The organism is Pseudomonas sp. Gutcm_11s, assembly GCF_028649395.1.
Taxonomy (GTDB): domain Bacteria; phylum Pseudomonadota; class Gammaproteobacteria; order Pseudomonadales; family Pseudomonadaceae; genus Aquipseudomonas.
In genome coordinates this window covers 218,162-230,576 of the sequence record NZ_JAQSUW010000015.1, presented here as the reverse complement: position 1 = coordinate 230,576, position 12,415 = coordinate 218,162, and the positions used below count along the sequence as shown (strand labels likewise).

The 12,415-nt window shown below is 67.2% G+C and carries 14 protein-coding genes; 2 read left to right on the top strand and 12 right to left on the bottom strand.

Annotated features, from left to right (window positions below; all coding sequences use genetic code 11):
- The 3 genes from PTT45_RS16110 to PTT45_RS16100 are packed head-to-tail and all read right to left on the bottom strand — an operon-like array spanning position 1 to position 2,072.
- Positions 1 to 303 (bottom strand): DUF5629 family protein, encoded by a 303-nt coding sequence (locus tag PTT45_RS16110; protein ID WP_273814597.1) that lies wholly within the window; start codon positions 301 to 303, stop codon positions 1 to 3.
- The gene (locus PTT45_RS16105) at positions 300 to 941 is read right to left on the bottom strand and encodes a YceH family protein (protein ID WP_273814595.1); all 642 of its coding nucleotides are present in this window, start codon (positions 939 to 941) and stop codon (positions 300 to 302) included. Before PTT45_RS16105 ends, PTT45_RS16110 begins: the two co-directional genes overlap by 4 nt.
- A gap of 60 nt (positions 942 to 1,001) precedes the next feature.
- A complete protein-coding gene (locus PTT45_RS16100; RefSeq protein ID WP_273814593.1) occupies positions 1,002 to 2,072 on the bottom strand; it encodes a diguanylate cyclase in 1,071 nt (356 codons plus the stop codon).
- Between the two features lie 130 nt (positions 2,073 to 2,202).
- Here PTT45_RS16100 and PTT45_RS16095 point away from each other — a divergent pair, with 130 nt between their 5' ends.
- On the top strand, positions 2,203 to 2,877 hold the full coding sequence (locus PTT45_RS16095) for a COG3650 family protein (RefSeq protein WP_273814591.1): 675 nt from the start codon (positions 2,203 to 2,205) through the stop codon (positions 2,875 to 2,877).
- Positions 2,878 to 2,961: 84 nt separating this feature from the next.
- The gene (gene gap, locus PTT45_RS16090; RefSeq protein WP_273814589.1) at positions 2,962 to 3,999 is read left to right on the top strand and encodes a type I glyceraldehyde-3-phosphate dehydrogenase; all 1,038 of its coding nucleotides are present in this window, start codon (positions 2,962 to 2,964) and stop codon (positions 3,997 to 3,999) included.
- On the opposite strand, the gene PTT45_RS16085 is transcribed toward gap, so the two are convergent.
- The 9 genes from PTT45_RS16085 to PTT45_RS16045 all read right to left on the bottom strand — a co-directional run bounded on the left by PTT45_RS16085 (position 3,996) and on the right by PTT45_RS16045 (position 12,313).
- Complete coding sequence (locus PTT45_RS16085) at positions 3,996 to 4,463, bottom strand: GNAT family N-acetyltransferase (protein ID WP_443218201.1); 468 nt, start codon at positions 4,461 to 4,463, stop codon at positions 3,996 to 3,998. The genes gap and PTT45_RS16085 overlap by 4 nt on opposite strands.
- 47 nt (positions 4,464 to 4,510) lie before the next feature.
- The gene (locus PTT45_RS16080) at positions 4,511 to 5,602 is read right to left on the bottom strand and encodes a PLP-dependent cysteine synthase family protein (protein WP_273814587.1); all 1,092 of its coding nucleotides are present in this window, start codon (positions 5,600 to 5,602) and stop codon (positions 4,511 to 4,513) included.
- A 10-nt stretch (positions 5,603 to 5,612) separates the two neighbouring features.
- Positions 5,613 to 6,518, bottom strand: coding sequence for a DMT family transporter (locus tag PTT45_RS16075; RefSeq protein WP_273814585.1), 906 nt, complete (start codon positions 6,516 to 6,518; stop codon positions 5,613 to 5,615).
- Between the two features lie 85 nt (positions 6,519 to 6,603).
- On the bottom strand, positions 6,604 to 6,936 hold the full coding sequence (locus tag PTT45_RS16070) for a Na+/H+ antiporter subunit G (protein WP_273814584.1): 333 nt from the start codon (positions 6,934 to 6,936) through the stop codon (positions 6,604 to 6,606).
- Positions 6,933 to 7,202: a K+/H+ antiporter subunit F gene (locus PTT45_RS16065; protein WP_273814583.1), complete on the bottom strand. Its 270-nt coding sequence runs from the start codon at positions 7,200 to 7,202 to the stop codon at positions 6,933 to 6,935. The genes PTT45_RS16070 and PTT45_RS16065 overlap by 4 nt, the downstream gene beginning before the upstream one ends.
- Positions 7,187 to 7,684 (bottom strand): Na+/H+ antiporter subunit E, encoded by a 498-nt coding sequence (locus tag PTT45_RS16060; protein ID WP_273814582.1) that lies wholly within the window; start codon positions 7,682 to 7,684, stop codon positions 7,187 to 7,189. Before PTT45_RS16060 ends, PTT45_RS16065 begins: the two co-directional genes overlap by 16 nt.
- Positions 7,681 to 9,168: a monovalent cation/H+ antiporter subunit D gene (locus PTT45_RS16055; protein ID WP_273814581.1), complete on the bottom strand. Its 1,488-nt coding sequence runs from the start codon at positions 9,166 to 9,168 to the stop codon at positions 7,681 to 7,683. The genes PTT45_RS16060 and PTT45_RS16055 overlap by 4 nt, the downstream gene beginning before the upstream one ends.
- On the bottom strand, positions 9,165 to 9,512 hold the full coding sequence (locus PTT45_RS16050) for a Na+/H+ antiporter subunit C (protein ID WP_273814579.1): 348 nt from the start codon (positions 9,510 to 9,512) through the stop codon (positions 9,165 to 9,167). Before PTT45_RS16050 ends, PTT45_RS16055 begins: the two co-directional genes overlap by 4 nt.
- Positions 9,512 to 12,313 carry a monovalent cation/H+ antiporter subunit A gene (locus tag PTT45_RS16045; protein WP_273814578.1) on the bottom strand — a complete coding sequence of 934 codons (2,802 nt, stop codon included), beginning with the start codon at positions 12,311 to 12,313 and terminating at the stop codon, positions 9,512 to 9,514. The genes PTT45_RS16050 and PTT45_RS16045 overlap by 1 nt, the downstream gene beginning before the upstream one ends.
- Positions 12,314 to 12,415 lie beyond the last annotated feature (102 nt).

The window sequence follows — 12,415 nt, the reverse complement described above, 5'->3', positions numbered from 1 at the left end:
TCAGTCAGCCTCTTGCGGATCGTCGTCCTGGTCGTCGTTGTCGGCGCTGATCGCACCCAGGCAGACCAGCTCGTGCTCGCCCTCGGCACCCTGGATACGCCAACCGCCGGCCTCAGCCGTGGCCACCGCAGCTGCGACGGCCGTCGCAGCGAAGTTCCATACGCGACGTGTGCGGCCATCCATGCACTCGATACTGAGCTGCAGCTGCTCGCCCTGGGCCAGTTCGTGCAGGTCGAACTGCCAGGCGTGCAGTCCATCGACCAGCAGCATGTCGGCGCTGCGCAGATCGTCAAGCAGGCTCATGCCTCACCTTCCAAGCGCGCCAGGCGCTCTTCCAGGGCGGCGATGCGTGCCTCCAACTCGGCGATACGCGAATCATCGGCGCCGGCACGTGCCGGGGCATCGGCCTGGCGGGCGGCAAGCAGTGCCTCCAGGTCAGCCGCCTCGCCTAGCTGGTGCATGTAGCGATCTTCGCGCTGGCCGCTCTGCCGCGGCAGCAGAAGCGCCATGCTCCGGCCGCTCAGACGCTCCAGCTGATGCTGCACCTCGGCGGCATCCTCGAACTGATACAGGCGATTGCTGCGGGTGAGCAGCTCGTTGATGGTCTGCGGGCCACGCAGGAACAGCAGGCCCAGCAATGCCTGCTGCGGCTTGACCAGCTCCAGCGCCTTGTCCACCCGATGCTCCCAGCGGTCGGCACGGCCACCCATCACCAGCCGGGTCAGACCGCGCCCCTCGAGGGCACGCAAGGCCTGGCCGACCTGCCCTTCGGTGAGGTTCATCAAGGGCTCACGACTGGTCTTCTGGTTGCAGGCCAGGACCAGCGAATTGACAGTCAGCGGATAGGTTTCCGGGGTGGTGGCCTGCTTCTCGATCAGGCACCCCAGGATGCGGACCTCGGTGGCATTGAGCGGCTCGAAGCCTTCGGTGACGCTGGACATGGGTGTTCCCGTGCAGAGTGGAAGGCCCCTAGCCTGCCACGAGCGGCCCGCCCTGGGAACTCAGCCGCCCGGATTGGCCTGCGACTCGGGAGCCTCTGCGGCGATCACAACCTGGTTACGCCCGCCCTGCTTGGCCTGGTACAACGCCTCGTCGGCATCCTTCAGCCAATGCGTGGCATCGAGCTGGAAGGGACTGTAGCCGGCCAGGCCGATGCTCAGGGAAATCTTCAGTTCAGGTGCCAGAGGGCTGCGTACCTCGCCGAGTTCCTGGCGCAGGCGCTCCAGCACCTCGCTGGCCAGCACCGGCGGAGTATTGGGCAGGATCACGCAGAACTCGTCGCCACCATAACGGCCGGCCATGTCTTCCTGGCGCAGGCTACGTACCAGTTGCTCGCTGAGCAGGCGCAGCACGCTGTCGCCGACCAGGTGGCCGTGGTGGTCGTTGATGTCCTTGAAATGGTCGAGATCGATCAGCGCCACGGTGGCGCGCTGCTGACCGCCACGACACTTGATGAACTCCTGCTGCAGCAGGTCCTTCCAGTAGCCGTGGTTGAACAACCGGGTCAGGCTGTCGGTGCGGCTGGCGGTGCGCAGCGCCTGCTTGTGCTCGGCCAGCTTGATGCTCAGTCGATAGCTGACCCAACCCAGGGCCAGCGGATACAGGATCAGCATCGGCAAGCAGGCATACAGCTGCAGCATGTTGGTATCGGGGCTGAACCCCGGGCCGAATACCAGCATCGCCAGGCCCATGCCGGCGAGCATGGCCAGGCCGCCCTTGGCGAAGAAGCGCATGCCGCCGGCCGCGACGTTGTCCATCGCCATCATCGCCAGGATGGTCACCGTGGGCAGCACGTTGAACTGCATGGCCGCAGCCCAGAAGCCACCGAAGATCGAGTCGATCAGCAGGCTGCGGCGCTCGGTCTTGAAGGGTACGGAAGACAGGCGCGCCAGCTGGTAGGCCAGGTGTGGCCAGAGGAAGCCGTTGAACACCAGCAACACCCAGACCCACGGCGCGGGCTGCAGCGGCGCCAGGGCGGCGGCCACGCAGAAGAAGCCGATGCCCAGGCCGATGCTGCGGGGCAGGTAGATGCGCTTGGCGAATGAGAGGCCGGAGCCGGTGCTTCTATCCATGTTCACACTCGGTACTGCGTGCCTCGAAGATTAACCCATGCGCCGAACTATACAGCCTCAAGTGGCGTTTCCGAACTTGAGCTGGCCACGCGCGCTGGGTAACGTTGCCGCTTGTCGCCAGGAGAGCCCCATGCCCTATGTTCGCCCCCTGCTGTTCGCCCTGCTGCCGCTGTTCGCCGGTTGCCAGCTGTTCAGCGTGTACACCCCCCCATCGCCCACCGCCGCCCAGCAGCGCCTGCAAGGCGAACTGCGCCTGCAACAGGGCAAGTTACTGCTGCGCCCCTGTGGCGAGCAGCGCCAGTTGGAAGTGATCAACGACGGTAGCAACGACATCGCCCGCGAGGCCGCCACACTGTTCGCCGATGGCAACGAGCAGCTGTTCGTCGACCTGCGCGGCACCGCTGGCGCAAGCAAACAGGCAGGGCTCGATGGCGAGATCAGCCCCAGCCAGGTCTACCGCCTGCAGGGCGAAGGCCCGGCCTGCAACGAACCCGGCTTCAGCAGCCTGCTGCTGCGCGCCAGCGGCCATGAGCCGGACTGGAGCCTGGGCGTCAGCGAGAAAGGCCTGGTGCTGCTGCGCCCCGACCAGGAGCCGCTGGCCCTGCCCTACGTCGAGGAACAATTGCCCGGCGGCAACTTCAACTTGAGCAGCGAGGCCAACGGCCAGCGCCTGGAGCTGTGGCTGGCGCCGCAACGCTGCGTCGATAGCATGAGCGGCGCAGTGCAGCACCTCAGCGCCGAGCTGCGCCTGAACGACAAGGTGCTGCGCGGCTGCGCCTCCTTCGGCGGCGCCCGCAGCCAGTAACTCCTGACCTCGCAGCCCGCCTCGCTTTCGTGAGGCGGATGGGCCGCCTATGCTGAAAGCGGACCCAGACAGTCGGAGACTGCCATGCTGCGTATTGCCCTGAACGGCTACGGGCGCATTGGTCGCGCCCTGCTACGCGCCTTGTTCGAGCGCGGGCTGGAAAGCCAGCTGCACGTCGAGGTGATCAACGAGACCGGTGACTTTAACACCCTCGCTCACCTGACCCGCTTCGATACCACCTTCGGCCGCTTCCTCGGCCAGGTCGACATCCACCAGGACGTGATGCAGGTGCGCGGCCAGTCGATCCGCCTGATCGGCCAGAAGGACTTCACCCAGCTGCCCTGGAAACAACTGGCGGTCGACGTGGTGGTCGACTGCACCGGCAAGGCGAAGAAACGCGTCCTGGCCGAGCAGCATCTCGCCGCCGGCGCGCCACGGGTACTGCTGTCACACCCGCTGGACAGCGCCGACCTGACGGTGGTGTATGGCGTCAACCATCACCTGCTGGGCAACCAGCAGATCGTCTCCAACGCCTCGTGCACCACCAACTGCCTAGCGCCGCTGGCCCAGGCCCTGCACACCGCGGTGGGCATCAAGCAAGGGCTGATGACCACGGTGCATGCCTACACCAACGACCAGAACCTGCTCGACAAGACCCACAACGATCTCTACCGCGCCCGCGGCGCCGCCCAGTCGATGATTCCCACCAGCACCGGCGCGGCGAAGGCCATCGGCCTGGTGATCCCGGAGCTGGAGGGCCGCCTCGACGGCATGGCGATACGCGTGCCGACCGCCAACGTGTCGCTGCTCGACCTGACCTTCACCAGCGAACACCCAACCAGCCGCGAGGCGATCAACGACACTCTGCAGAAGGCTGCACGCCAGTTCCCGCTGGGAGTAATGGAGTGCAACGACCTGCCGCTGGTGTCCGCTGACTTCAACGGTTATCCGGTGTCCTGCGTGGTCGATCTCAACCACACCCGGGTGCAGGGCGACAACCTGGTCAAGGTACTGGCCTGGTACGACAACGAGTGGGCCTTCGCCAATCGCCTGCTGGATGTGCTGCAGCTCTGGCTCAAGCCGCTGGAGCCGATGCGCACCGTGCCCGTACAGCCTGGCTAGTCAGCGCAGCGCAGGTAGCACAGCGTGGTTCGGCGCGAGCCGGCCGCGCGCCGCTGCGGGTCGCTGAAGGTCTCCACCTCGACGAAGCCGGCCTTGCGCATCATCCCTGCGGAGCCGGCGTTTTCCTCGTGGCGTTCGATGTAGATGTCGTGAATGCCCAGTGCCTGCAACCCCTGCACCGCCTCGCCGAGCAGCCGGCTGCCCAGGCCGCGCCCCGCCAGTTCCCGATGCACCACCGCTTCGCCGACATAACCCTGGGGCAACTCGCGGCGCTCCTGCGCCTGGAAGCGCTCGAAGTTGCTGCTGGCCAGGAAGGTGACGAAGCCGGCCAACTCGCCATCCACCCGCCGCGCCAGCACGGCCTGCACCGTGCCCTCGGCGATGCCATGCAGGTGCGCCAGCACGGCGTCCTGTGGCAGGTAGTTCCAGGGATTAGGGCCATGCTCGAAGATGAAGGCGATCATCGCCGGGATGTCGTCGGCAACTGCGGCAACGCTGCAGAAGTGCTCGCTCACAGGCCGCTGCTCGGCATGTCGGGCAGCGCCACACCGCGTTCGGCACAGGCGGCCACGGCCTCGATCAGCGGCGCCAGCTCATAGCCCTGCTCCGCAAGCCAGGTGTCGCAGTAGTAGCTGGTGGCATAGCGCTCGCCGCCATCGCAGAGAATGGCCACCACCGAGCCGGGCTGGCCGGCCGCGACCATCTTCTGCGCCACCAGCAGCGCGCCGATCAGGTTGGTCCCGCTGCTCGCGCCGACGCGTCGATTCAGGCGGTGCGCCAGGTAATGCATGGCTGCCAGCGACAGGGCATCCGGCACCTTGCACGCGGCATCCAGCACCTGCGGCATGAACGACAGCTCGACCCGCGGCCGGCCGATGCCCTCGATGCGCGAGCCGCAGTCCAGGGTCAGGCTGCGGTCGCCACTGACGTAGCTGTCGAAGAACACCGACTGCTCGGCATCGGCGCAGAACACCCGGGTCGCGTGCTGGCGGTAGCGCACGTAGCGCCCCAGCGTCGCCAGGGTGCCGCCGGTACCGGGGCTGGACACCAACCAGGCCGGTTCGGGGAAATGCTCGTGGCGCATCTGCTGGAAGATCGATTCGGCGATGTTGTTGTTCGCCCGCCAGTCGGTCGCGCGCTCGGCGTAGGTGAACTGGTCCATGAAGTGGCCACCGCTCTCCTGCGCCAGGCGCACGGATTCGGCATGGATGCGCGTGGGGTCGTCGACCAGGTGGGTGTGGCCGCCATAGAAGGCTATCTGTGCCAGCTTCTCGCGGGCCGTGGAGGCCGGCACCACGGCGATGAAGGGCAGGCCGAGCAGGCGGGCGAAGTAGGCCTCGGAGATGGCGGTGGAACCGCTGGAGGCCTCGATCACCGGCTTGCCTTCACGCAACCAGCCATTGCACAGGGCGTAGAGGAACAGCGAGCGCGCCAGGCGATGCTTGAGGCTGCCGGTGGGGTGGCTCGACTCGTCCTTGAAGTACAGCTCGACGCCGGGCAGCCCAGGTAGCGCCAGCGGAATCAGGTGGGTGTCGGCGCTGCGCTGGAAGTCAGCCTCGATGATGTGTACCGCCTCGCGGGTCCACTTGCGGATATCGGTCATGGGCTGTTCCTCAGTCGAGAATGCCGGCCGGAGCCGGAGCAGTGCTGCGCCACTGGCTCAGCGCCACGCCAACGAACACCAGCGCGGCGGCGGCGTACTGCATCGGCGAGAGCCGCTCGCCCAGCAGCAGCGCGGCGAAGATCAGGGTGAACACCGGTAGCAGGTTGGTGAAGCCCGAGGCCTGGCTGGCCGGCAGGCGGCTGACGCCGAAGTTGTACAGGCCGTAGGCGCCGACGGTGACCACCACACCCAGATAGATCACCGAGCCCAGGCCAAGGGCACTGAGCTGGCTGGGCAGCGGCTCCAGCAGCAGCGCGAGCGGCAGGAAGAACAGCGAGCCGATGAAGGCCTGCATGGCAGTGAGCACGAAGGGCGAATAGCGCTCGCAGAGGCGCTTGAGCAGCAGCGTGTAGCAGGTCGCACAGAGCACGGCGAGGAATTCGTAGAAGTTGCCCAACAGGGGCGCGGGCGCATGGGCATCCGCCTCGCCCGCCAGGCTCAGCCAGATGGCGCCGACCACCGCCAGCAGAAAGCCAGCCCAGGTGCTGGGGGCCACGCGCTCACGCAGGAAGGTGAAGGCACCCATCGCCACCAGCAGTGGCAGCAGCGCAGTGATCATGCCGGCCTGGGTGGCGCTGGTGTGCTGCAGCGCCAGGGCCTCGAAGATGAAGTACAGGCAGGGCTCGCAGGCAGCGAGGGCGAGCAGCAGGCGCCAGTCGCCGGGGCGGTAGTCGAGGCGGCCGCGCCAGCGCCAGGCCAGCAGGAAGATCAGGCTGCCGAGGAGCATGCGACCGAAGATCACCCACATCGCCGGCAGCTCGGCGAAGGCGAACTTGAGGGCGATGAAGGAACTGCCCCACAGGGCCATGGCCAGCACCAGGCAAGCCATCGCGAACAACCTACCCTGCCGGGCCATCACCGCCACCTCCACACGAAAAACTCAGTGTAGGTAGCCGGTCATCGCGCCGACAGGCACAGCGGCGCGGAGAAACTGTGCCGCCTTACTGGTCCCAGGGCTTGCCGCGGGTCTTCGGCTCCAGCGGCAGCTGCTGCAGGACCGCGGCCTTGGCCAGCATGTAGGCGCTGACCGGGGCGCTGATGAAGAGGAACAGGCTGATCAGCAGCTCGTGGGAACTGAGGGTCTGCGAGCCGCTGCTGAAGAAGATCAGCGAGGCGACCACCAGGCCGCCGACGCCCAGGGTGGTGGCCTTGGTCGGGCCGTGCAGGCGGGTGAAGAAGTCGGGCAGGCGGTACAGGCCGATGGCGCCGATCAGGACGAAGCCACTGCCCAGCAGCAGCAGGGCCGAGATGAGGATTTCCAGCCACAGGCTCATTCGATGATGTCTCCACGCAGCATGTACTTGGCCACGGCCACGGTGCTGACGAAGCCGAGCACGGCGATCAGCAGGGCCACCTCGAAGAACAGCTCGCTGCCCTTCCAGATGCCGAAGAGCACGATCATGGCGATGGCATTGATGTACAGGGTGTCCAGCGCCAGCACCCGATCCGGCAGGCAGGGACCCTTGATCAGCCGGGCGGTGGCCAGAGCCAGGGCCAGGCCGAGCATGGTCAGGCAGACGGGGATCACGTAGCCGAGCATGGGAATATCTCCTTCAGCGGCGCCTCGTAGCGCTGCTTGATCTCGTCGATCATGGCCTGCGCATCCGGCACGTCGAGGCCGTGCACCAGCAGGGTCCGGCGATCCATGCTGAGGTCGGCGGCCAGCGAGCCTGGGGTCAGCGAGACCACGCTGACCAGCACGCTGATGGCCAGCTCGTTGTCCAGCTCGATCGGCACCTCGACGAAGGCCGGGCGCAGCTCGCGGACGCGGCCGAGGGTAAGGCGCGCCACTTGGAAGTTGGCGACCAGGATGTCGCTCATCACCATGAGCAGGAAGCTCAGCAGCTTGAGCGGCTTCCAGCCCGTCGGATGCTCGATCAGCAGGCGGTTGCAGGCCAGCGGAATCAGCAGCGCCAGCACGCTGCCGAGCAGCCACTGGCCGAGGGCGAAGGTGTCCACCAGCAGCATCCAGGCCAGCAACAGGATCAGGCTCTGCGCCGGGTGCGGCAACAATCGGCTCATGGTCGGCCCTCCCCGATCAGCGCCCGGTACGGCGCCACGTCATGCAGCTGTGCGGCAGCGGCCGAGCTGTAATCCAGCAGCGGCGCGGCCAGTACCACCAGCCCCAGGCTGCAGGCGAGCAGCAGCACGCAGGCGAACAGCCGGCCACGGTCCAGCTCGGCGCTGTCCAGGCTGCTCAGCCCCACTCGCCAGAACAGGGTGCTGCCGGCGCGACTGAAGGCCACCAGCGCGGCGAATCCACCGAGCAGCAGCACGCCCCAGAGCGCTATGGACGGCTCGGAGCGCAGCAGCAGCAACTTGCCTAGGAAGCCGGACAAGGGCGGCAGGCCGATCACCGCCACCGCGCCGAAGAAGAACATGCCGCCGAGCAGCATCGGGTTTTCCAGGGCCGGGCCCTGCACCAGGTCGCCGCCCTTGCTGCCGCGCTGGCGGCCGATCAGGTCGGCGAGCAGGAACAGGCCGCCGGCCACCCAGGTGCTGTGCAGCAGGTAGTAGAGCGCTGCGGCGTGCGCCGCAGGGGTACCGATGGCCACCGCGGCCAGCAGGGTACCTGCGGAGACCAGCACCATGTAGGCCAGCAGCAGCGGCAGGCTGCGCGCGGCCAGGGCGCCTATCGCGCCGAGGGCCACGGTGGCCAGTGCCAGCGGCCAGAGCCAGGCCTGGATCAGCTGAGCCAGTTCGCCGCCGTCGTCGCCGAATATCAGGGTGCAGACGCGCAGGATGGCGTATACGCCGACCTTGGTCATGATCGCGAACAGCGCTGCCACCGGCGCGCTGGCAGCGGCGTAGGCGCGTGGTAGCCAGAAGTACAGCGGCAGCAGCGCCGCCTTGAGGGCGAACACCAGCAGCAGCAATGCACCCGCCACGGCCAGCAGCGGTACTTGGTCGCCCGTGGCTGCCGCCACCCGCGCGGAGAGGTCGGCCATGTTCAGGGTGCCGCTCACGCCGTAGATCAGCCCCAGCGCGATGAGGAACAGGGCCGAGCCGGTCAGGTTGAGGATCACGTAGTGCAGCCCGGCGCGCACCCGCTCGGCGCTGCGGCCGTACAGCAGCAGCGCGTAGGAGGCGATCAGCAGCACCTCGAAGAACACGAACAGGTTGAACAGGTCGCCAGTGAGGAAGGAGCCGTTGATGCCCAGCAGCTGGAACTGCAGCAAGGCATGGAAGCGCGGACCGCGACGGTCGTCGCCACGCAGGGCATACAGCACCACGACACTGCCCAGCACCGCGGCGGCCAGCAGCAACAGCGCGCTCAGGCGATCGAGCAGCAGCACGATGCCGAACGGCGGGCGCCAGTCGCCCAGGGCATAGATGCGCAGCTGGCCATCGTCGGCCTGCTGCAACAGCGCCAGCGCGACCGGCACCAGCGTCAGGGTGGCAAGCAGCGAGAGGCCGCGCTTGAGCCGCTCGTGCGACGGCAGCACCAGCAGGAGTGCGCCGGCCAGCATCGGCAGGAGGATGGGCAGGATCAGCAGATGGTTCACGGCCGCCACTCCTCCTTCTCGCGCCGATCCGGGCGGCCATCGACATGGTCGCTACCCAGGTTGGCCACGCCGCGCAGGGCCAGGACCACGACGAAGGCGGTCATGGCGAAGCCGATCACGATGGCCGTCAGCACCAGCGCCTGCGGCAGTGGGTCGGCGGGGTTACCGCCCTGCCCCAGCACCGCCACGTCGCCGCTGAGGCGGCCCATGGAGAAGAGGAACAGGTTGACCGCGTAGGACAGCAGGGTCAGCCCCAGCACCACGGGAAAGGTACGCGCGCGCAGCAGCAGGTAGACGCCGCTGGCGGTGAGCAGGCCGAGGGTGACAGCGAACAGGGCCTCCATCAGTGAATCTCCTTGCTGGCTGGCGGGGTCAGGCTGAGCTTGCCCAGGTTGACCAGGATCAGCAGGGTCGCGCCCACCACGGCCAAGTAGACGCCGAGATCGAAGAGCATGGCCGTGGCCAGCTCGAATTCACCCACCAGCGGCAGCTCGAAATGACCAAATGCCGAGGTCAGGAACGGCCTGCCGAAGACCCAGCTGCCGAGGCCGGTCAGTGCGGCGATCAAGACGCCGGCACCCGCCATGCGCTGGTAGTTGAGCGGCATGCGTCGCTCCATCCACACCACGCCGTTGGCGATGTACTGCAGCGCCAGCGCCACCGCGGTGATCAGCCCGGCGATGAAGCCGCCACCCGGCAGGTTGTGCCCGCGCAGGAAGATGAAGGCAGAGATCAGCAGCGCCAGCGGCAGCAGCAGGCGCGACAGGGTCATCAGGATCAGCGGGTTCTTCGACCAGGCCCAGCGCCGGCCCTGCGGATCGCAGGTCGGGTTGACCAGGCGCAGGCCATCGAGCATGGCGAACACGCCGACAGCGGCGATGGCCAGCACGGTGATCTCGCCCAGGGTATCGAAGCCGCGGAAGTCCACCAGGATCACGTTGACCGCGTTGGTACCACCACCGCCGCTGACGCTGTTGCCGAGGAAGAACTCGGCCAGGCCGCCGTCATAGGGGCGTGTCAGTACCGCGTAGGCCAGCACCGCGATCATCAGGCCGCAGCCACCGGCCAGCAGCAGGTCGCGCAGGATGCGCGGCATGGAGCTCTCCGCAGGGCTGCGCGAGGGCAGGTAATAGAGCGCCAACATCATCAGGATGATGGTCACCACCTCCACCACCAACTGGGTCAGCGCCAGGTCGGGAGCGGAGAAACGAGCGAATGCCAGCGCCACCAGCATGCCGCCGACGCCGAGGATCAGCAGCGCGACCAGGCGCTGGCGGTGCAGCACGGCAGTGAGCAGGCCGCTCAGCATCAGCACCAGCATGCCCAGCGCGGTGAACGGGTCGAGCGGGCTCAATTCGCGGCTGCCGGTGAGCTGCGCCAATGGCGCCAGATGCACAGCCACCAGCACCAGGGCGCTGAGCAGCAGCAGTGCCAGGTAGCGCTGCAGCGAACCATTTTCCAGGCGCGCGGTGAGCCAGCCGGCCGCCGCGACCACGCGTTGCACTGCGGCCTCGAACACCAGCTTGGCATCCACGTCCGGCAGGCTCTCGTACCAGCGGAACAGCGGCTTGCGCCCGATGTACACCAGCATGCCGCCAACCAGCGCCACGAAGCTCATCGCCAGCGGCATATTGAAGCCATGCCAGATGGCCAGGCTGTACTCCGGCAGCGCGCCACCCAGGCTGGCCTGTGCGGCCACCGCCAGCAACGGCGCCACCGTGTAGGCCGGCAGCATGCCCACCAGCAGGCAGAGGAACACCAGGATCTCGACCGGCACCTTCATGTAGCGCGGCGGCTCGTGGGGCGGAAACTTGGGCAGGTTGATCGGCTCGCCGTTGAAGAACACGTCGTGGATGAAGCGCACCGAATAGGCCACCGAGAAAATCCCGGCGAGCACCGCCGCCGCGGGAATCAGCCAGTGCACCAGATTGCCCTCCAGGGCGTGCTGCACCGCCTCGCCGAAGAACATCTCCTTGCTCAGGAAGCCGTTGAGCAGCGGCACGCCGGCCATCGCCGAGGACGCCACCATGGCCAGCACGGCGGTGTGCGGCAGGTACTTCCACATGCCGTTGATGCGCCGCATGTCGCGGCTTCCGGTCTCGTGGTCGATGATCCCCGCCGCCATGAACAGCGAGGCCTTGAAGGTGGCGTGGTTGATGATGTGGAACACCGCGGCCACGTTCGACAGCTGCGAGTCCATGCCCAGCAACAGCACGATCAAGCCCAGGTGGCTGATGGTCGAGTACGCCAGCAGGCCCTTCAGATCATGCTGGAACAACGCCGTCACCGCGCCCACCAGCAGGGTCACCAGGCCGGTCAGGCCGACCAGGTAGAACCACAGGTCGGAGCCGGCCAGGGCCGGATACAGCCGCGCCAGGAGAAATACCCCGACCTTGACCATGGTCGCCGAGTGCAGATAGGCCGAGACCGGCGTGGGCGCCGCCATCGCGTGCGGCAGCCAGAAGTGGAACGGGAACTGCGCCGACTTGGTGAAGGCACCCAGCAGCACCAGCACCAGTGCCACCGGATACAGGTCATGGCCGCGAATCAGGTCGCCGGCGGCCAGCACCACGCTGAGCTCGAAACTGCCGACGATATGGCCGATCAGCAGGATCCCGGCCAGCAGCGCCAGGCCGCCACCGCCGGTGACCGCCAGCGCCATGCGCGCGCCCTTGCGCGCGTCGCTGCGCTTGCCCCAGAAGCCGATCAGCAGGAACGAAGCCAGGCTGGTCAGCTCCCAGAAGGTCAGCATCAGCAGCAGGTTTTCCGACAGCACCAGGCCGAGCATGGCGCCCATGAACAGCAGCAGGTAGGCGAAGAAGCGGCCAATCGCCTCGCGCTCGGACAGGTAGTAGCGGGCGTAGAGGATGACCAGCAGGCCGATGCCGAGAATCAGCAGGGCGAAGAGGAAGGACAGACCATCGAGGCGCAGAGACAGGTTGAAGCCCAGCTGGCTCAGCCAGGGCTGCGAGACCACCAGCACCTCACCGGCGAACACTCGCGGCGCCTGCCACAGCAGCAGGCCCAGGCCGAGCAGCGGCGCCACCGCCGTGGCCAGGCTGGCAGCCAGGCGACCATGACGCTCGAACAGGATGGGAAGCAAGGCACCGAGAAACGGCAATCCGACTATGAGCAATAGCTCCATGCATCTCCCCTATCCGGGCCCCGGCGCTGGTCTGGCTGGGGCAAATCTGTTCTTTCCTCGCGCGGCGGTGCCTCTGTCAGCGAAGGGCGTGCGGCGATTATC